Origin of the sequence: Staphylococcus caprae (assembly GCF_003966625.1) — a bacterium.
GTDB classification, from domain to species: domain Bacteria; phylum Bacillota; class Bacilli; order Staphylococcales; family Staphylococcaceae; genus Staphylococcus; species Staphylococcus caprae.
This window is the reverse complement of sequence record NZ_AP018587.1, coordinates 754,330-772,650: the sequence shown is the minus strand read 5'-3', so window position 1 is coordinate 772,650 and position 18,321 is coordinate 754,330. Positions and strand designations below refer to the sequence as shown.

Genomic DNA, 18,321 nt, shown 5'->3' with positions numbered 1-18,321 from the left:
TGTTAATTATTTACCTTTTAGTTTACGTGATAATTTAATTTTAGCTTTAGTTAGTCGTGGTTTTACTTGCTCAATAAGTTGATACAATGGTTGATTAAGTACATAATCAAACTCACCTATTTTTTCACTTAAATATGTGCCCCATACACGTTTGAATGACCACAATCCATAATGTTCTGAATCTTTGTCTGGATCGTTATCCGTACCACCGAAATCATACGTTGTTGCACCGTGTTCTCGTGCATATTGCATCATAGTAAATTGCATATGATGGTTAGGTAAGAAATCACGATAATCATTCGAAGATGCACCATATAAATAATAAGATTTATTACCAGCGAACATTAACAATGCACCGGATAAGTAAATACCATCAGGATGTACTTTTTCAAGTTCTAGCATATCATTTTTAAGTTCATCCGTCTTTTTAATTTTATTATCTGTATCGTTGATTTTATTTAGTGTTTTTTTGTCTTGTTTTTTAGCTTGTAGCTTTTCTTTTTCGTTATTAAGCTCTTCCAAGTCTTTGTTAATTTTTTCTAAAACAGGCTTTGGCTCTAACTTAACTAAGAAAAGTTCGGCATCTCCATCTTCATGAAGTGCATCATAAATATTTTCAAAGTAACTAATATCGCGCGTTAAGAAGCCATCACGTTCTCCTGTAATCTTCATTAAGTTCGCAAAAGTTTGAAGTCCTTCTCGTCCTGCGCGTTCTACTTTAGTGCCTCGTTTAAGAGCTAAACGTACCTTAGAACGATTACGACGTTCAAAACTTTGAATAAGTTCATCATCAGATTTATCAATTGGCGTAATCATCGTCATTCGTGGTTGGATATAATCCTTAGATAAACCTTCTTTGAAGCCTTTATGTTTAAATCCTAAATCACGTAGATTTTTTAATGCATCAGTCCCTTTATCGACTTCTACATCTGGATCAATTTTGATTGCATAGGCTTTTTCTTCTTTTGCAATTACTTTTGTATATTTTAATAATGCTTCTAGGGCCTCTTTATCACTATAATCTGTGACAAACCCTCTTGATACGTAACATAACGTATAAGGAAGTTTTGGTATTTTTTTAAATAATAATTGCCCTACACCTTTGATTTCACCATTTTCACCAACCGCAATTCTTCTAGAATACCATCCAGTCAATTTCTTAGTATCTGCCCATTTAGATAATTGCAGTAAATCGCCATTTGGATGAGATTTTACAAATGCGTCATGTTCTTGATTAGTGATATTCATCTTTTCCATGGTTTATAATATCTCCTTTATTTTACAGTAATTTTAATTATACATCCTATCTTAATCGCTGTCGATTAAGTATGCTATAAACCTTTTTAGTTCTGACATCCTGTTAAATCTTGATATAATATTTATTATTATGAGATAGAAAGAGGTTTTCTTAATGAGAAAGATTATACTATCTGTATTTATATTATTAAACATAATTGCAATAATAGTGACGTTAAGCCATCCGCTTACCGTATCTTATTTTAGTCTTAGAGTGATATGTGTTGCATTAACGTTCGTTCTGTCTCTTTTCTTCTCACTTATAAGAACATCTCGTTTTGACACAATTTTAAGTATCATTTCTATTTTTATTGCGCTCATCCATATCGGCATTATCGCACAAAGTACCTACCAATATTTATACTAATTAATAGGTTCAAATCTGTATTTGGCACCTCTAATAAATATTGAATATGGCGCTGTCGCATTAGCATCTTTAATAATTAGTGTGCGGTAGCCTGATTCTTTTCCATCTTCAATTCTGAAAAGGATATCATCATCTTTCAAGATTAGATCTGTATAAGTATCATATTCATGTAAGATTTGCATATCATACCATTGCTTCCAATCCTCAACAGTTTTGTGTCGTTGACTACTACTAATTACTACTGCTTCAATCGAAAACTGCTTTTGATAAAAATCTTTCAGATGTGCTTCTCTAGACGCTTCGCTTTCGTCCCATTGTATGAAAAACGGCGGTTTAACCCTATAGTCAGGATTAGCAATATACAATAATTGCCAACCTACTTTATCGCCTTTTTTATTATCTCTTTCCATTCGTAAAGGCCCTATCGTATCAATACCTCTATCAGTTAAAGTTTGTTTTACTTGCTCAATATCATTCGTTCGCAAACTGATAGTTTTAAAACCTTGAATAAAGTTATCTTGTACAATCTTAGTGGCAAATGATACGCGTCCCTCTTCAGACTTTGCTAACTTCTTCAATTTTTCTTTATCCTCAACGTCTAACATTTCAATATAATTACCATTAATATAAGACAATTGGTTAAAAGTTCCAAATTTATGATGCTTACCACCGCTATGTAATTTCAATAATTTCCCAGGAAATTGAAATCGCTCGAGTTGATCGATGTAATGGATGATATGATCAAATTTGAGCTCCATCTATCTCACCCCTCTACCTCTTATTAATGCTTATTTTAACAAAAAGCCGACCATTTTACTTTTAATATCAAAAAGAATAAAAAAGTATTGCAAAATTCATATTTCAGTCATATAATACTTTTTGTGCCAAAAAGGTTAGCTAAGCTAACTATAATGACAAGATGAGGTGTCGCCCATGTTAAACAATGATTTCTTTAATAGTTTCATCGGAGTTTATAGACCTTATATAAAATTAACACAACCTATTCTAGATAAGCATGATATCCATACAGGTCAGTGGCTTGTGCTGAGAGATATAGCTAATTTCCAACCAACTACATTGGTTAAAATTTCTCATCGTCGTTCAATTGAAAAACCTACAACTCGTAAAATTGTTAAGGTCCTACTTGAAAATAATTGGATTGTTGCTACTCAAGGTAATGACAAAAGAGAAAAATTATTAAGTTTAACGCCTGTAGGTAAAGCATTGTTCGATGCAATTAATGAAGAAGTAACGGTTGTTCAAGAAAACATTATTAAAAAAGTAGGTTTAACAGAAGCAAAGCTCTCAGAAATTATAGAGATTATGTCTCAAATTCACGAGACATTAATTAAGGAGGATAAATAATGAACGAAGCGATACCTACTAAGGATCCTATTTTCACCAAAAGTTTTAATCTTAATTTTGCGATTAATTTTTTCGTATACTTATGTATGTATTTATTAATCGTTGTCATCGCTGGATACAGTAAAACTGAATTCCATGCTTCCGATTCGCTTGCAGGTCTTGTAGTAGGACTATTCATTGTAGGATCTCTAATCGGCCGTTTTATTACTGGTAAATATGTGAATCAGTTTGGTCCGAAAAAGATACTTATATTTGGATTAATTTGTTTAATCATCACACAATTACTTTATTTCATACCAGGTTCAGTTTGGTTCTTAATGATTGTGAGATTACTCAATGGTATTGCCACAGCAATCGCTACAACTGCTACAGGTACCATAGCCGCCTACGTCACACCACCTACACGAAAAAGTGAAGGTATTAGCTTATTTTCATTAAGTTTAGTATTAGGTACCGCCATTGGACCATTCTTTGGTATGTTATTAATGAATTCATTTTCAATTAAGATACTATTTATTATCTGTGTTGTTCTTGGTGTAATCAGTGGTTTGTTATCATTATTTATTAGAATACAATTTCAAACTGTTAAAGCTAAAAATGATTCAGTACATCAAAAAGGTTCGATTTTGAGCCACTTTATTGCGAAAGAAGCAATACCTGTTGCAATCGTTATGATGCTCATTGGTGTGACTTATGCAGCAATTTTAACTTATTTACAAGCATTTGCCGTAGAAAGAAACTTAGTCACAGCGGCAAGTTACTTCTTTATCTTTTATGCGGTAGCATCTCTATTTACGCGTCCGATTGCCGGTCGTTTAATGGATGATAAAAATGAAAATGTAGTAGTATATCCAGCGTTTATCTTTTTAGTCATTAGTTTCGCAATGCTAATGTTTAGTTTCAATGGTTGGATGTTATTAATTGCTGGTATTGCCCTAGGTATTGGATACGGTAATCTATCATCATCTATGCAAGCCATTGCAATCAAAGTATCTCCATCTACAAAATATGGATTAGCTACATCTACGTATTTCATAGGCTTGGATATTGGCATAGGATTCGGACCATCATTCTTAGGTTTATTTACACATATGATTACTTATAGTCAATTGTTTGGAATTATGGGAATTCTAGGAGTAGTTACTTTGATTATTTATTTACTTGTTCACGGACGAAAAGTAAAACATCAAAGCATTTAATAACTTAACTTGATTAAGCAAAAGTTAAAATAGAAATTTCTATCATAATATATATAAGCGCCTCTAAAATGAATTTTTGAATCAATTCATTTTAGAGGCGCTTTTTATATCAATACTTCATTTATTTAGTTCTTTATTTTTACTTAGTTCGCAATACTAATGGTTTCAATTTCACCAGTCATTTTATCTAATAATTTCTTTTGTTTAGCGTCAAAGAAATAGAATACTTGTCTTTCATCTGTTTCTGAACGTAATTTTTAAATGAGTTCTTTTTTATAGATTTTTCGAATAATCACATCAATTTTACTTGTGTCCCATAACATTTCGAAATGTAAAGTATCGCGTAATTCTTTCCCACTAATCTTTGTATCTGCATATACTTTATATAAAACCACAAACTCTTCAATCGAAATACGATAAGTTGTCTTAAGCCAATGCTTTAATTGGCTCAACTCTCTTTCAGATGCAATAAAACGTTGTACTTTGTTACTCATAATAAAATGCCTCCTATGTTGATTCTTAGATGTAATGTTTGCATTATAAAATTCAATTGCTTAACTTTATTATATAACAAAGTTTGCATTTATTCTATTACAAATATTAAAATAGCGTCTAAATCTTGTTAAGAATTTAAACAATTTAAACAATCAGTTATATATTGAAAGGCATATAAAATATCTAAATAGATTTTGCCACAGCAAAGTTAATCTAACGAATTGCTTTTAAATATATACATTTAAAATTCAAACAATACACAAAGCAATATTTTGAGGTTTTTAAAGGATATTCTCCTCACGGGGATTTTGGTGTCGGGAACCCTAACCCCAGCTTGCATTGCCCGTCGATTCTCTTCTCGAGAATCTCTTTGCTGGGGCCCCTAACCCCCAATATAGTTCATGTTGATTTTTTTGTGTTTGCGGTTGGCTACGGTTTGTTCTGTTCGTTCGTCTGAGTAGCGGTCGTCTCTTATGTTCCATAGTGCTTTGAATTGGTCTTTTAATTCTTGGTCTGTAACGCCTGATCGCATAAATGATTTAACGTTGAAGCCGTCTACGGTTGCAAATAAGCAACCATAAAATTTCCCGTCTGATGATAGTCTTGCGCGTGTACATGTAGAGCAAAATGATTGAGAGACACTTGTGATTAATCCAAATTTTGCACCATTTTCTTTGTGGCGATAATATTTAGCTACTTCCCCATAATATTTTGGCTCTACTGGTTCTATATCAAAGTGCTGCTCAACCATACTTAACATTTCGTCTTTAGTTACTACCTTACTAAAATCCCATCCATTATCATTACCAACATCCATAAATTCTATAAAGCGTATTTCAATATCTTTATCTTTAAAATAATCAATCATTGGAATAATCTGATCATCATTTACGCCTTTCTGAATCACAACATTGACTTTGACGTGAAAACCTATTGATACCGCATAATCAATTTGTTCTAAAATTGTTGAAGCTTTGATATTTCGATTATTAATTGCTTGAAAGACTTGATCATCGATAGCATCTAAACTCACATTGATACGACGAAGGCCTGCGTCATATAACTTTTGTCCATGTTTCTTTAAGAGCAATCCATTTGTTGTTAAGCCAATATCTTCTATACCTTCAATTTCATTCAATTGCTCAATCAATTGATATAGATTACGACGTAATAAAGGTTCTCCTCCAGTAATTCTGATCTTTTTCACACCTAATTCAGCATAAATACGAGAAATACGAGTCATTTCATCAAACGTAAGTAATTCATCTTTAGGTAAAAAGACAAAGTCATCACCGAATATTTCTTTAGGCATGCAATAATCACATCTGAAATTACATCTATCTGTGACAGATAACCTTAAATCACGAATGGGTCGGCCTAACTTATCTTTAATTTGCTCTACCATAATTGGACCTCCCTATTTTTTAATTTCTAGTTTTAAAGAGTCCAAATCTTGCTGATAGTTAATATTGTTATACCAGTAATGAGGTGAATTGATTTCTGAAACGTCTAACCAATCAGTGGATAGTTGTTTATAAACATTCTTCATACTATAATCACTAGATTGTAGTGCTTGTTCTATAACCTCTTTTGCGTGCGGTCCATAAAATGCAATCGTGGGTATCTTCATGTCTCCATCTTTAAAAGCTGCAATGTCTAAATGATCTTCAATTAAATGAGATATCATAAATTGATATAACCCACTGACAGCCTTACTCGTAATCATGGGTGTGTCTACAGAAACAACGAAGAACAGTTCCTCATCTGAGTACTGCTTCATTACTGAATAAATTCCTGCTAAAGGGCCCTTATCTTTATTTTCTTTATCATCAACAACTACATGTGCATACTTAAATTGTGATGCTAATTGTTGATTTGTACTAATAATAATTTCATTAAACATATTTGTTGTTGTTAAGGTTTCTATGATTTTCTGATAAAAAGGTTGGCCATCAATTTCAGCGAATGCTTTTGGTTGACCAAAGCGTTCAGAATGACCACCTGCCAGTATAATTGCTTTCATTAAATTTATCCTCCACTAACTGGTGGAATAAGTGCGACAGTATCTTGTGGTTGTATGATATCGTCTTTTCTTACAAATTCCTCATTAACTGCAATTTGAAATTTTTTATCATCAATTTCTGGATGTTGATTAAAAAGATGAGCCTCAAACTCTTGAACCGTCATCTCCTTTTTTATATCGATTTCTTCTGATGATTGATTTAAAATCTCTTTCAATTCTGCGAAGTAAAGTACTCTCACATTATTCACCTCTCTTCGCTTCTTGATGTGTGCCTTTTTGATGGCCTTGCCATTCTGCACCATCTTCCCAAATTTCTTTCTTCCATATTGGTACAATTTCTTTAATACGTTCAATCGCATATTCATTTGCACGATACGCATCTTTTCTATGTGGTGAAGAAACTGCAATGAGTACGGCAATATCTGAGATATTCAATGGTCCAATACGATGGACAATTGTAGTAATTGTTCCAGGCCATTGTTGCTTAATTTCATCACCAATTTGCGCTAATTTCTTCTCTGCCATAGGAATATAAGCTTCATATTCTAGATATTCCGTGCGCACACCTTTTGTCCATTCTCTAACATGACCTGTGAAAACGACAACTGCACCTTGATGCTCATTGACTGTGTAGTCTCTATATTGCTCAGTTTGAATCGGTTCAGTCACGATTTCAAATTGCTTCATTTATCTTTCAATCCTTCTATATTAATCAATTCTAACAATGCTGTTTCAAAATGTTTATAGGCATTCGGCTCATTCAAATTCACTTTAAAACGTACATGTGTTAATTTTGATAATTTTTCTAATTCCTTATCATCTTTGTATACAACAATTTTGTCGAAATGTTCATTTTTAAATCCTTCAACCAAGATGATATTACAATCAATTGTAACAGATTCGTTAATAATATCAGTAAGATTCTGTTTATAGCAACGTGTCACTGTCTGTTGATACGTAGCACCTTGAACAATGCTTTGGTCAGCGCCTGCATTGAAATGTTTCATATGGTCTACACTATCATTTTGCAAGGTAATATCTTCACCTTGATGTCCATGATGCTTAATCGTTACAACTGTATATCCTTTTTCCTTTAAAAATGAAACCGCATGTGCCATTAAAGTCGTCTTGCCAGAATTTTTAAAACCGACAATTTGTAAAATCATAACAACAGTTCCTCTTCAAAGGCATTGGATTCCGTCAGTAACACATCAACAGTATGACCTGCTTTAAATCCACGCGTACCTCCTGGCAACATAATCATCGCATTCGCATGCGCAATCGCAACAACAGCACCTGATTTATTAAAACCTGAAGGGACTACTGTCGCACCTGCTGGAGTTAAAGTCGCTTTCGCACGAATGAAACGCGTAAACGGATTCGCTTTAGTAAAATCTTCCATTAATGTCGCTTTAATCATTTGAGGATAACACGCTTTTGCACCCATGATTTTATTCACAGCAGGTTTAACGTAAAGTTCAAATCCTGTAAAACATGCTGAAGGATTACCAGATAGTCCAAATAAATACTGACCATTTGCAAATGCTACAGTTGTTACACTGCCAGGTCTCTGAGCGGCTTTATTAAATAAGACATCAGCGTTGATTGCTTTATAAATCTCTGGTAAATAGTCAAAATCACCTACTGAAACACCGCCAGTAGTAATCACCATATCATGTTGTGACAACGCTTCTTTAACAACTTGAATGCTACTTTCAAGATCATCTTGTTGGATTTTATATGCGCCGACCTCTAAACCAAAACTTTCAGCTAACGCCTTAATCATAGGCCCATTCGAATTCCTAATTTTACCAGGTTCAAGTTCATCTTCTACTTCAAGTAACTCACTACCAGTAGCAATAACTGCAACACTCGGTTTCATTGCTACTGGTACTTCTGTATAACCATAAGTTGCTAATACGGCAATAGTTCCCGGATTGATATGTTGACCTTTTTGTAAGACAATGTCACCTGTCGTCGTTTCTTCACCTTTTAATGATACATTTTCAAAATGTTCAAATGGTTTACGTATCGTAAATGTTGTTTCGGATTCAACGGTTTGTTCAAACATTACGACAGCATCCGCGTCTTCAGGTATTTGTGCACCTGTCATAATACGGACTGCTTGATTCTTCCCAATTTTCTTATTAGAAACTGATCCAGCACCGATATGATCTATCACTTCGAATTCAATACGATGTTCACCACTTGCGCCTTTAGAGTCTTCACTACGAATCGCAAAGCCATCATATGGTGATTTATTAAAGCGAGGTATATCATATGTCGCCACGATATCTTCAGCTAATACATATCCTAAGCTATCATCTAATTTTACTTGAGTTTTACGTACTTCTACATTTTGCTTCATCACTCGTGAAATAGCTTCTTTTACTGGTATTGGGGTTCTTTTCTCAACTGACATATTTTCATCTCCAAAAAATAAATATTTTCGTGATATACTAAGTTCTGCTAGGAGGTATATAATGACTGACTTTACACACATTAACAAACAAGGTAATGCTAAGATGGTTGATGTTTCTGAAAAGGAAGTGACCAAACGTCAAGCTCGTGCTCATTCAAGCATTACTGTAAATGAAATCATTTATCAACAAATTATCGATAATACAAATAAGAAAGGTAATGTACTGAATACAGCCCAAATTGCTGGAATCATGGCAGCTAAAAACACGTCTACGATTATTCCAATGTGCCATCCTTTACCATTAACTGGTATTGATGTGCAATTTGAATGGGATTCCACTCAAGCACCTTCTTATGTTCTTAATATTACTGCCATTGTTTCAACCACTGGTAAAACAGGTGTTGAAATGGAAGCCTTAACAGCAGCTTCAGCGACAGCTTTAACTGTCTATGATATGACGAAAGCTGTTGATAAGGGCATGATTATTGGTGAAACATACTTAGAATCTAAATCCGGTGGCAAATCCGGAGATTACAAAAGAAACGACTAGTCTTTACACTAGTTGTTTCTTTCATATTATTTAGTCAATTCATGCACAAGATGATTAAGTTCTGGCTTAATTAATCTTTCTATCGCAAGTTTAACCGCACCTGTGGAACCTGGCAACGCAAAGATAAGTTTATCTTTAGCAGTTCCTCCAATTGCACGTGATAATAGTGAACGTGTGCCTACATCTTCTGTATAACTTAAATATCGGAATAACTCTCCAAAGCCTTCTAATTCTTTAGATAACAACGGTCGTATTGCTTCAATCGTAACATCCCTTTGAGAAATGCCAGTCCCACCTGTAGTAATAATGGCGTCAATTTCTTCATGTTCATCTAACCATTGCTTAAGTTGTAAAGTAATTGCATTTTTATCATCTTTAACAATTTTATAATTATCTTTCTCCACGGTTACGTTAATCTCTTTTAAAAGAGATTGTACCAATTGACCACCTTTATCAGTCTCTTCATCTCTTGTGTCAGAAATGGTTAGAACAGCTACATTAATATTTCTTTCTAATTTAACATGTTCGTGTTGATGATTGTGCATCATATTCAACTCCTTATTTTATCCAAATAATTGATTAATTAATTGCATAGCGTTTTGAGGATGCGTCATTTCATGAATCAGGAACCTGCCTCCATTAAAAGCAACAATGCGATGCCCTCTAAATTTGAAAATCGTCATATAATTGTTGGTACGATAATGAATTTGATTTTGCTCAAGAAAAGCGATGAGCATTTCCTGGGAAATATTACGATTCTCATATTGAACTGTATCACGACCACACAATGTCGCATAACTTTGTTTCTCTTGGTTTAAATGTGGATAGTACGGATGATGACCACACGTAGGACAATCCTCTCGATACATTTTACTAAACCCAATTGTGAAGTGATCGCCTTCCCAAATATCTCCATAAGTTAAACGCGTTTTGATTTCATTTTGGGTAAGTAATTTTAAAGCATCTTTTAATTGTAAACTTGTAGTCATTGTAACTGCGGGTTGAATCACACCCACTGTGTCACAAGTTAAATTGACTGAAGGAAGCTGTGGCATAAGGCAATTAAAGCATGGCGTTTGCCCAGGTATAAATGTTGCCTCTACATACGTACTTTGAACTACTCCACCATAGATCCATGGTATGCCGTATTTATATGAGAAATCATTGATCAATTGTCTTGTATCAAAGTTATCTGTCGCATCGAGAATAAAGTTCACATCTTTACCATGCTTCTCTAGAAATTGATAATTCACATGTTCAATCAATGCATGAATTTCAATATCATTCCTAATATGTGTGAGTGCACGTTGTGCGGCAATCACCTTTGGCAAAGCTTCTCTTGCATCATTTTCAGTATATAAGGTTTGTCTTTGTAAATTACTATATTCAATATAATCTCTATCTACTATAGTTAATTTACCAATACCTGCTCTAACTAAACCTTCAGCAAGATGCGTACCTAGTGCTCCCATCCCGATAATCAGCACATGTTGTTGTTCGATTTTCTCTTGGCCTCTATTACCGATATGTTTAAACAACATTTGTCTCGAATAACGTTCTTGATTCATATGAGTTACCCTTTCATTTATCATTGTTTCCATTATATAAGCTATCTTGATAAGTCACAAAATTTAAACACTAAAAGAGGTCGGAACAAAAGTGTTTAGGATTTGAGCAGAAACGAACAATGAGCAAAATTATTTCTCAAATTTTATCGAATTGTGAGTGTTACTGCCGAAAACCTTGCTTTTGGGACGCCGTTAATCGGTGTCGCAGAGCGTAAACTTTAAAGTTCCCAACCTCTTATATTTATAATTATTTACTTTCCAATATTAATGATTTCGTGTGCCATCTTTTCAGCTTCATAGTTTGAGTGCGTAACAAATATAATAGGTATCTTCCATTCATTAAATATCTTTTGAACAAGTTCAATACTCTCTTCTTTTGTCGCATCATCCAAACTTGAAAAGGGCTCATCGAGTAGAATTAAATCTGGCTTCGTACTCAGTGATCGCGCTAAAGCTACACGTTGCGCTTCACCGCCAGACAATGTCATCGGGTACTGATTCATCAAGTGACCGATGTTGAGCGTTTGTATTAAATTATCAATATGTTCAGATGGTTCAGCCATAAAAGTAATATTTTTATAAACATTCATATTAGGGAATAATTGATAATCTTGAAATAGGTAGCCCACGTGACGTTGTTGAATTTTGACATTGATTTTATGCTCCGAATCAGTCAACACACGTTCATTCACCTTAATATAAGCATAATCTGCTTCTCTCAAACCAGCAATCATATTTAATACTGTAGTCTTCCCAATTCCAGATGGTCCACGAATAGCGTAAATCTTAGGGACATGATCATCGATATCGACATGGATTTGTGTGTCCTTTAACAAGTATTCTAATTGAATTCTTAACATCTAATCGACCTCCCTATATTTATCCCGATTAACTAAATTAATTGTAGCAATCACTGTTATAGAGAAAGCGACTAGTACAAGTACCCAGAGCCAAGCTTCATTTTCTTTACCTTGTTCAACTAAGAAATAGATTTCAAGAGGCAATGTATTCGTCTTATTAGGAATATAACCTGCCACCATTAATGTTGCACCGAATTCCCCAATGGCACGTGCAAAGCTCATCATTATACCAGATAAAATTGAACGTTTAGATAAAGGTAAAATTAATTTAAAAAATATTTTAGATTCACTCGCTCCCATCGTTCGTGCAGTATTCAACATCTTTCTATCAATACTTCTAAAGCCACCAATTGTATGTTGATACATAAGTGGAAAACTAACAATGACAGATGCAATAACTGCACCTGTCAATGTGAACACTACGGGTAAGTGTAAAATATTTGTAAAGAATTGACCTATAGGTCCTCTTGTTGAGAATACAATTAATAATATAAAACCTAGTACCGTTGGTGGTAGCACAATAGGTAATATAATAAAACTTTCAAGGATTTTCACCCAATGCCCTTTCTTATTGTATAACCATTTAGAAATAAGAATCCCTAGTATTGTAACAATAATTGTACTGATTATTGCAACACGTAAAGATATCCAAAATGACGTTAAATCAGGCATGGTTTATAACTCCTTATGCTGAGAATTGGTATTCTTTAAGAATTTTTTTAGCTTTGTCAGATTTTAAGAATTTCATCCATTCTTTAGCTAATTTCTTATCTGAAGTTGCGCCAGCTTCATACACAATTGGTTTACTTAATTGAACTTGTTTAATTTCTTTTACTTTATCAGTTTTTTTCTTTTGATTGTATAAGTCAGTTTTATAAACGAAGCCTTCTTGCGCGTTACCTTTTTCTACATAGTTAAGAACTTGTTTAACATCTTTAGCATAGATAATTTTATCTTTAACTGAATCATATAATTTGTTGTCATCTAAGTATTGTTTAGCATATTTACCTGCAGGCACAGTTTTAACTTCGCCTAATGCAAGTTTGTCATTACCTTTTAAATCTTTAACTGATTGATAGTTTTTATCTTTATCGCCTACAAGCACTAATTTGTTTTTAGCATAGTTGTATGTATCGTGTGCTTTCTTTTTATCTTTTAATGCATCGACATCTTTTGTATTAGCTGACATAAATACGTCTACAGGTGCGCCTGTTTCAATTTGTTGTCTTAATGCACCAGAACCACCGTAGTTAAATTTAATGTTTGCATCTTTATGGTCTTTTTTAAATTCTTTCTCAAGTGCTTTACTTACGTCTGTTAAGCTCGCTGCTGCAGAAATTTGTAATTCTTGTTTTTTACCACTGTCAGGCGAACTAGATTCTTTTTTATCGCCATCTTTATTGCTGTTACTAGAATTAGAGCATCCTGCTAATACTAAGCACACTGCAATAATTAAAGCTAAAATGTGTTTTCTTTTCATGAATAAATCCCTCCACTCTGTTTTTATTATACTCTTTTGTTTTACTTTGAAAAGGATATTTATGTAAAAGTTATTGAACAAATTCGTAATAATTAATGAATGCTAAGCTAATTTATTTAATAACATTTTTAGCAATATAAACCTATAAACAAAAGAATTTAAATTTCCAACATTTAGTTTTATGATTATATTATGACTAAAGTGGGGGCACAATATTATGAATAAAGACGTATCAACTGACCAATCAATTGTGCGTTATGAGAATGGTGAATTATTTGAAACAGAAGATAATTACGTAACAGAATTCCCATTAACAATTATGGTCAATGGCGAAGAGTTCGCTACCGTTATTTGTAGTCCTACAAATATGGAAGAACTTGTTCTAGGTTTTTTAGCTTCTGAGGGCGCTATTTTAAAAAGAGATGAATTAAAATCAATACAAATTGACGATAGTAAAGGGTTTGCACATGTCGAATTAACAAAATCATTAGGCGATCGTTTTGAATATTCAACTAAAAGAATGATTGCTTCATGTTGCGGAAAAAGCCGTGAATTTTATTTTCATAATGATGCAGCCATTGCGAAAACGTCAATGTCAAAAATTGAATTACAACCACAACAAATTCTAAGAATGATGACACAACTTCAAAGTGCTAGTGTGATATTCAAACAAACCGGTGGACTTCATAATGCTGCAATCAGTGATGGAGGTACATTCTTTGAACATAGGCAGGACATTGGACGTCATAATGCGCTAGATAAACTATACGGATATTGTATACAAAGACATATTTCAGTTAGAAATAAAGTACTTATATTTAGCGGGCGTATTTCTTCAGAAATTTTAATCAAAGCTGCCAAAATAGGTGTTGGAGTGATTCTATCTAAATCTGCACCAACTACGCTTGCTGTGCAATTAGCTAAAGATTTAAATATTACCGCAATTGGTTTCATCCGTGATGGTAATTTCAATATATATAGTCATCCAGAACGTATTAAAGCGAATTAGATTGGGAACATACATTCCTTTTCTAATTCGCTTTTTTATTTAAATATTTTCTTTTAAAATTTGATACCGATAACCAAGAAACGTATAACCTTGTTTAAGATACATATCCTTGGCAGTATCTTCTCCATCTGCGACAAGTATAACGGGTTTCTTTTCAGCCACCTCACCTATATAAGCTTGTATCGTTGAACCAACCCCTTGATGACGATAGGTTTCTAGTACACCAAAGCCATCAATTTCAATTGATTTCATTGAAACAATCAAATCCACGATGCCAACAGGTTGTTGGTTAATATATGCGATAAGTCTTTGTGGAATATCGTTCTCATAATAAGCTCTTATATGTTGTGCACTTGCAATGGCATATGATTCACCAAACGGTTGAGCAAAGTATTGATAAATTTTTAAATAATCCTCAATATTTTGTTCAGAGACATGCTGAATCTCTACTTGCTGATTCTGTGGCAATTTCGATAAATCTTCGCCCTCTACAACATATAATTCCATTAATCCTAGCTCAAACCCTCGCTCTTGAATGAAATCTATCCATTGCTGAGTGAGTGGTTCATTTTCCGGAAAGTAAAACGAAAGATGATTCGAGCCCTGTTGAGTATGAAGACGTTGCTGCACATTGATATCTTCTAACCATTGATTCATAGAAGGCATCATCTTATAAAACCAAGTATTACTCGAAAATTGTAATGGTTGATTCGAAGTTAAATAAATGACTTTGCGTTGATCTTCAGACCACTTTGTACCATCTACATAGATATCTTCAAACGTTATCCGTGACATACTTATCGCCTCTGCAAATATTTCTAAAATTGATTACCCTTATTGTATCAGAGTTCTAAATCGTGTGTGATTTAAAACTGTGGCACCAATTAAACTAGCAATAATTGCTTTAATGATATCCCCTGGCATAAATGTAAATGACAATAAAATTGCCTTAGAAACCGGTATATGTATAATGAATCCCATAATAATGGTACCGAAAATATCTAATACTAATACGCCAATGATTAACGTAGCTACTAGAAGTACGCCAAAATTAATTTTCCCAAAATAGCGATCTCTTACTAAGCCTATAAAATAGGCAATAAATGGATACAAGAATAAGAATCCAGCTGAAGGACCAGCAAAGACACCAATACCTCCGCGTCCTCCTGATAATACTGGTAACCCAGTTGCAGCTAATAGTAAAAATACGATGACACTGGTAGCTCCCAACTTACGTCCTAAAATAATTCCTGCTAAAAAGATCCCAATATTTTGCAATACGATAGGCACTGGCATAAATGGTAAGGGTATACCAGGAACCAATCCTAAAATGCAAATAATTGCCGTCATTAAAGCTGTATAAACTAAGTGTTTCGTAGTCATTTGTTCATCCTCCTTACATGAGAATGATTATATCATCATTGTAAACTTTAATAAATAAAAAGTTTACATTAGTTAACTGGTCTTTTTCTTCTTTATAAAAATGCTTAATCACTATACTCGTTTAGCAAGCTGTGAAATATAGTCGAAAAACGCATTTCTTTCTACGTAGTTAACTACATTCACTTTGCGCCCATTTTCATCTTTATAAGTTTTACCTTGACTAGGACCATGGCTTATAACATCTACATTCATTTTCACTGATTTAACGAGTTTAGGTTTACCTACATAAGCTGTTGTAAGTACGTCCCATAAAAAGTAGGTTGAGTTCGTTACGAAATGTGTTAATGGAGGCACGGCAGCATAGCTTACTCCTAGAAAATCTATACCTACATGTTCTCTCTCATCAGCCCAACGTTGACGTACATCTAATGTTAATGGCACCTGATTTGTACTTTCGAGAGCGACCATATCAATCTTAATCTTACTATCGAAAACCGTTTTCACCGCTTCAGGGTCCCAGAATGCATTCCATTCTGCAGTTCCATCGTGTTCTGGTTCTTCTACATTACCTTTATCTAAAAATGTACCGCCCATCCAAACTAATTTTTCAACATTCGCTAAAAAGGCGTCGTTGTGACGAATTGCTTTGGCTAAATCTGTAAGCGGACCAGTAAATAATAATGTCACTTTTTTAGAGCTCATATTAACCTTTTGAATAATATCTTCATACGCTTCATAATCACTGACTTTAGCACGGTTAGGCGTACGTGTTTCATTCAAAATTGGTAGTGCATCCATAAAGAATGCATGCATTCTCCATTCTTTCGGGAAAGGATTCTTACCTCTTTCGTGTGAGGGGGCAACTTGAATACCTTTATTTGAAAATCTATTTATAATTTTAATAGATGCGCTAAGTGAGGGTTCTAGGTAACAATCTGCTCCAATAGTACTCACACCAATCAGATCCACATCTTCCATTTGGAGTAATAAAAATAAAGAAATTAAGTCATCTACGCCACCATCATGATTAAAATAAACGTTAGTCATCATTATTCCTCCTCTATACTTTTAATTTATTTTAACAAATTTTAATTATGTTGATTTTAAAAAAGAGGCTACCTTTTATCGGCAACCTCTTCCATTTACTCAATTGATATTCGTTAATTCCCTTTTATTTTGCATCCATTAATTTTTTCTTCAAGTCTTTACGCATGAAGTCTAAAGTATATGGATCATTATACCAAAACGTCTCAGCTTTAACTTTTATAACATGGCCTTTTTTCACTGCTGGTAAGTTTTTCCAAATATTTGTTTTCTCATAACCTGGAGTAGACTTACCTGCACTTGTTGAAACAATGTAATCACCAGCAACTTTTTCAATTTGCTCTTGATTTACTTCAGCCCAACCCGCTTTTTTAGTTAAGTCATGTTGGCCTTTAGACATTTTCAGACCAAATGCTTGGTATAAGACTTCGCCACCGCGGCCCCAGTTATCTCCGTAAGTATATAATTTTTTATCAAATTCATCGAAGATTGAGACTGTAGAATCGGCACCAATTTTGTTTTTGATTTCTTTGCCATCTTTAGCTGTTTGATCTTTCCACTGTTTTTCCCATTTTTTAACTTCGTCCTCTTTACCTAATAATTTACCTAATTCTTCTTGTTGTTCTAAATATTTATGTTTTTGGTAATTAAATGGTACTGTAGCTGCGATTTTTTTGTATTTTTTAATATTTTTATTTTGATCTAAAACAATGATTAAGTCAGGTTTTTGTTTAGCTACCTTTTCTACATCATCGTCTCCCACTTTAGTTACACCTTTGAATTTATCTTTTAAGATACTACTTTGATCAACTTGATTACTTACTGCGACAACATTTCCACCTAATTTTTTAATTCCACCAGCGTATGAAGGTGCCACTACTGCAATACGCTTAGGATTTTTAGGTACTTTAATTGTTTTGCCATCATCCGTTTTGTATGACTTTTTTTCTGCTTTTTTATCTGAATCCTTTGACCCACTATCTGAATTGTTACCACATGCGGCTAATACTAGGATTAACGCAATCAAAGGTAATAATAATTTTTTCATAACTTCCTCCTAAATGATAACGATTATCAATTTCACGATTAATTATACGTAAATATTTGTAGTTTTACAATAGTTTGTTAAGTAAATATTTTTGGAAAATAAAAAAGAGACTAAGCTACAATTAATAATCTTAGTCTCCTTTATCATATGGACAGTAGATTTCACATTTAAAAGTGCACTTATATCAAGCTTCGTTCAATCTTAAACATTCC

General features: G+C 33.6%; 22 protein-coding genes and 1 pseudogene. 5 read left to right on the top strand and 18 right to left on the bottom strand.

Features of this window, described 5'->3' with window-relative positions; translation table 11 throughout:
• Positions 1–6: 6 nt before the first annotated feature.
• The gene (locus tag JMUB898_RS03515) at positions 7–1,257 is read right to left on the bottom strand and encodes a lipid II:glycine glycyltransferase FemX (RefSeq protein WP_044466809.1); all 1,251 of its coding nucleotides are present in this window, start codon (positions 1,255–1,257) and stop codon (positions 7–9) included.
• Between the two features lie 154 nt (positions 1,258–1,411).
• On the opposite strand from JMUB898_RS03515, the gene JMUB898_RS12840 reads away from it, so the two are divergent.
• On the top strand, positions 1,412–1,663 hold the full coding sequence (locus JMUB898_RS12840) for a hypothetical protein (RefSeq protein ID WP_080981450.1): 252 nt from the start codon (positions 1,412–1,414) through the stop codon (positions 1,661–1,663).
• On the opposite strand, the gene JMUB898_RS03505 is transcribed toward JMUB898_RS12840, so the two are convergent.
• Positions 1,660–2,421, bottom strand: coding sequence for a VOC family protein (locus JMUB898_RS03505; RefSeq protein ID WP_002443779.1), 762 nt, complete (start codon positions 2,419–2,421; stop codon positions 1,660–1,662). The genes JMUB898_RS12840 and JMUB898_RS03505 overlap by 4 nt on opposite strands.
• Positions 2,422–2,596: 175 nt before the next feature.
• Between JMUB898_RS03505 and JMUB898_RS03500 the strand changes: the two genes are divergently transcribed.
• Positions 2,597–3,028, top strand: coding sequence for a MarR family winged helix-turn-helix transcriptional regulator (locus tag JMUB898_RS03500; RefSeq protein ID WP_002443780.1), 432 nt, complete (start codon positions 2,597–2,599; stop codon positions 3,026–3,028).
• A complete protein-coding gene (locus JMUB898_RS03495; protein WP_044466808.1) occupies positions 3,028–4,227 on the top strand; it encodes an MFS transporter in 1,200 nt (399 codons plus the stop codon). Before JMUB898_RS03500 ends, JMUB898_RS03495 begins: the two co-directional genes overlap by 1 nt.
• 143 nt (positions 4,228–4,370) lie before the next feature.
• Here JMUB898_RS03495 and JMUB898_RS03490 read toward each other — a convergent pair.
• From JMUB898_RS03490 to JMUB898_RS03460, 7 genes and pseudogenes are all read right to left on the bottom strand, one after another.
• Positions 4,371–4,721, bottom strand: a pseudogene (locus JMUB898_RS03490) (SarA family transcriptional regulator).
• Positions 4,722–5,104: 383 nt separating this feature from the next.
• Positions 5,105–6,127: a GTP 3',8-cyclase MoaA gene (moaA, locus tag JMUB898_RS03485; protein WP_002443782.1), complete on the bottom strand. Its 1,023-nt coding sequence runs from the start codon at positions 6,125–6,127 to the stop codon at positions 5,105–5,107.
• Between the two features lie 12 nt (positions 6,128–6,139).
• Entirely contained in the window at positions 6,140–6,745 is a 606-nt protein-coding gene (mobA, locus tag JMUB898_RS03480) for a molybdenum cofactor guanylyltransferase MobA (protein ID WP_002443783.1), read from the bottom strand.
• Positions 6,746–6,750: 5 nt separating this feature from the next.
• The gene (gene moaD / locus JMUB898_RS03475) at positions 6,751–6,984 is read right to left on the bottom strand and encodes a molybdopterin converting factor subunit 1 (protein WP_037541593.1); all 234 of its coding nucleotides are present in this window, start codon (positions 6,982–6,984) and stop codon (positions 6,751–6,753) included.
• 1 nt (position 6,985) lies between these two features.
• Complete coding sequence (locus tag JMUB898_RS03470) at positions 6,986–7,432, bottom strand: molybdenum cofactor biosynthesis protein MoaE (RefSeq protein ID WP_002443790.1); 447 nt, start codon at positions 7,430–7,432, stop codon at positions 6,986–6,988.
• Positions 7,429–7,911, bottom strand: a complete 483-nt coding sequence (mobB, locus tag JMUB898_RS03465) for a molybdopterin-guanine dinucleotide biosynthesis protein B (protein WP_002443792.1) — start codon at positions 7,909–7,911, stop codon at positions 7,429–7,431. The genes JMUB898_RS03470 and mobB overlap by 4 nt, the downstream gene beginning before the upstream one ends.
• Complete coding sequence (locus JMUB898_RS03460; RefSeq protein ID WP_126501907.1) at positions 7,908–9,167, bottom strand: molybdopterin molybdotransferase MoeA; 1,260 nt, start codon at positions 9,165–9,167, stop codon at positions 7,908–7,910. Before JMUB898_RS03460 ends, mobB begins: the two co-directional genes overlap by 4 nt.
• Positions 9,168–9,228: 61 nt before the next feature.
• Between JMUB898_RS03460 and moaC the strand changes: the two genes are divergently transcribed.
• Positions 9,229–9,717, top strand: a complete 489-nt coding sequence (moaC, locus tag JMUB898_RS03455) for a cyclic pyranopterin monophosphate synthase MoaC (protein ID WP_002443796.1) — start codon at positions 9,229–9,231, stop codon at positions 9,715–9,717.
• 26 nt (positions 9,718–9,743) lie between these two features.
• Here moaC and JMUB898_RS03450 read toward each other — a convergent pair whose 3' ends face one another.
• From JMUB898_RS03450 to modA, 5 genes are all read right to left on the bottom strand, one after another.
• Positions 9,744–10,262 (bottom strand): MogA/MoaB family molybdenum cofactor biosynthesis protein, encoded by a 519-nt coding sequence (locus tag JMUB898_RS03450; RefSeq protein WP_037541594.1) that lies wholly within the window; start codon positions 10,260–10,262, stop codon positions 9,744–9,746.
• A gap of 18 nt (positions 10,263–10,280) precedes the next feature.
• On the bottom strand, positions 10,281–11,285 hold the full coding sequence (locus tag JMUB898_RS03445; RefSeq protein WP_037541595.1) for a ThiF family adenylyltransferase: 1,005 nt from the start codon (positions 11,283–11,285) through the stop codon (positions 10,281–10,283).
• Positions 11,286–11,536: 251 nt separating this feature from the next.
• Positions 11,537–12,145 (bottom strand): ATP-binding cassette domain-containing protein, encoded by a 609-nt coding sequence (locus tag JMUB898_RS03440; protein WP_002443803.1) that lies wholly within the window; start codon positions 12,143–12,145, stop codon positions 11,537–11,539.
• The gene (gene modB, locus JMUB898_RS03435; RefSeq protein ID WP_002443804.1) at positions 12,146–12,817 is read right to left on the bottom strand and encodes a molybdate ABC transporter permease subunit; all 672 of its coding nucleotides are present in this window, start codon (positions 12,815–12,817) and stop codon (positions 12,146–12,148) included.
• Between the two features lie 13 nt (positions 12,818–12,830).
• A complete protein-coding gene (gene modA, locus JMUB898_RS03430) occupies positions 12,831–13,625 on the bottom strand; it encodes a molybdate ABC transporter substrate-binding protein (protein ID WP_002443807.1) in 795 nt (264 codons plus the stop codon).
• 217 nt (positions 13,626–13,842) lie between these two features.
• Between modA and fdhD the strand changes: the two genes are divergently transcribed.
• Positions 13,843–14,634, top strand: coding sequence for a formate dehydrogenase accessory sulfurtransferase FdhD (gene fdhD, locus JMUB898_RS03425; RefSeq protein ID WP_002443809.1), 792 nt, complete (start codon positions 13,843–13,845; stop codon positions 14,632–14,634).
• Between the two features lie 39 nt (positions 14,635–14,673).
• Here fdhD and JMUB898_RS03420 read toward each other — a convergent pair whose 3' ends face one another.
• The 4 genes from JMUB898_RS03420 to JMUB898_RS03405 all read right to left on the bottom strand — a co-directional run bounded on the left by JMUB898_RS03420 (position 14,674) and on the right by JMUB898_RS03405 (position 18,109).
• Positions 14,674–15,429: a GNAT family N-acetyltransferase gene (locus JMUB898_RS03420; protein ID WP_002443811.1), complete on the bottom strand. Its 756-nt coding sequence runs from the start codon at positions 15,427–15,429 to the stop codon at positions 14,674–14,676.
• Positions 15,430–15,468: 39 nt separating this feature from the next.
• Complete coding sequence (locus JMUB898_RS03415) at positions 15,469–16,017, bottom strand: biotin transporter BioY (protein WP_002443813.1); 549 nt, start codon at positions 16,015–16,017, stop codon at positions 15,469–15,471.
• 111 nt (positions 16,018–16,128) lie between these two features.
• Positions 16,129–17,067 (bottom strand): nucleoside hydrolase, encoded by a 939-nt coding sequence (locus JMUB898_RS03410; protein WP_002443816.1) that lies wholly within the window; start codon positions 17,065–17,067, stop codon positions 16,129–16,131.
• A 121-nt stretch (positions 17,068–17,188) separates the two neighbouring features.
• Positions 17,189–18,109 carry an ABC transporter substrate-binding protein gene (locus tag JMUB898_RS03405; RefSeq protein ID WP_126501906.1) on the bottom strand — a complete coding sequence of 307 codons (921 nt, stop codon included), beginning with the start codon at positions 18,107–18,109 and terminating at the stop codon, positions 17,189–17,191.
• Between the last annotated feature and the right edge of the window lie 212 nt (positions 18,110–18,321).

Bases quoted from the DNA above. Each gene is read 5' to 3' on its own strand.
- moaA (WP_002443782.1), bottom strand. From the start codon at position 6,127: ATGGTAGAGCAAATTAAAGATAAGTTAGGCCGACCCATTCGTGATTTA.
- modA (WP_002443807.1), bottom strand. From the start codon at position 13,625: ATGAAAAGAAAACACATTTTAGCTTTAATTATTGCAGTGTGCTTAGTA.
- JMUB898_RS12840 (WP_080981450.1), top strand. From the start codon at position 1,412: ATGAGAAAGATTATACTATCTGTATTTATATTATTAAACATAATTGCA.
- JMUB898_RS03420 (WP_002443811.1), bottom strand. From the start codon at position 15,429: ATGTCACGGATAACGTTTGAAGATATCTATGTAGATGGTACAAAGTGG.
- mobA (WP_002443783.1), bottom strand. From the start codon at position 6,745: ATGAAAGCAATTATACTGGCAGGTGGTCATTCTGAACGCTTTGGTCAA.
- JMUB898_RS03500 (WP_002443780.1), top strand. From the start codon at position 2,597: ATGTTAAACAATGATTTCTTTAATAGTTTCATCGGAGTTTATAGACCT.
- JMUB898_RS03440 (WP_002443803.1), bottom strand. From the start codon at position 12,145: ATGTTAAGAATTCAATTAGAATACTTGTTAAAGGACACACAAATCCAT.
- JMUB898_RS03405 (WP_126501906.1), bottom strand. From the start codon at position 18,109: ATGAAAAAATTATTATTACCTTTGATTGCGTTAATCCTAGTATTAGCC.
- mobB (WP_002443792.1), bottom strand. From the start codon at position 7,911: ATGATTTTACAAATTGTCGGTTTTAAAAATTCTGGCAAGACGACTTTA.
- moaC (WP_002443796.1), top strand. From the start codon at position 9,229: ATGACTGACTTTACACACATTAACAAACAAGGTAATGCTAAGATGGTT.
- JMUB898_RS03495 (WP_044466808.1), top strand. From the start codon at position 3,028: ATGAACGAAGCGATACCTACTAAGGATCCTATTTTCACCAAAAGTTTT.
- fdhD (WP_002443809.1), top strand. From the start codon at position 13,843: ATGAATAAAGACGTATCAACTGACCAATCAATTGTGCGTTATGAGAAT.
- JMUB898_RS03410 (WP_002443816.1), bottom strand. From the start codon at position 17,067: ATGATGACTAACGTTTATTTTAATCATGATGGTGGCGTAGATGACTTA.
- JMUB898_RS03460 (WP_126501907.1), bottom strand. From the start codon at position 9,167: ATGTCAGTTGAGAAAAGAACCCCAATACCAGTAAAAGAAGCTATTTCA.
- JMUB898_RS03505 (WP_002443779.1), bottom strand. From the start codon at position 2,421: ATGGAGCTCAAATTTGATCATATCATCCATTACATCGATCAACTCGAG.
- JMUB898_RS03445 (WP_037541595.1), bottom strand. From the start codon at position 11,285: ATGAATCAAGAACGTTATTCGAGACAAATGTTGTTTAAACATATCGGT.
- JMUB898_RS03470 (WP_002443790.1), bottom strand. From the start codon at position 7,432: ATGAAGCAATTTGAAATCGTGACTGAACCGATTCAAACTGAGCAATAT.
- JMUB898_RS03415 (WP_002443813.1), bottom strand. From the start codon at position 16,017: ATGACTACGAAACACTTAGTTTATACAGCTTTAATGACGGCAATTATT.
- JMUB898_RS03515 (WP_044466809.1), bottom strand. From the start codon at position 1,257: ATGGAAAAGATGAATATCACTAATCAAGAACATGACGCATTTGTAAAA.
- JMUB898_RS03450 (WP_037541594.1), bottom strand. From the start codon at position 10,262: ATGCACAATCATCAACACGAACATGTTAAATTAGAAAGAAATATTAAT.
- modB (WP_002443804.1), bottom strand. From the start codon at position 12,817: ATGCCTGATTTAACGTCATTTTGGATATCTTTACGTGTTGCAATAATC.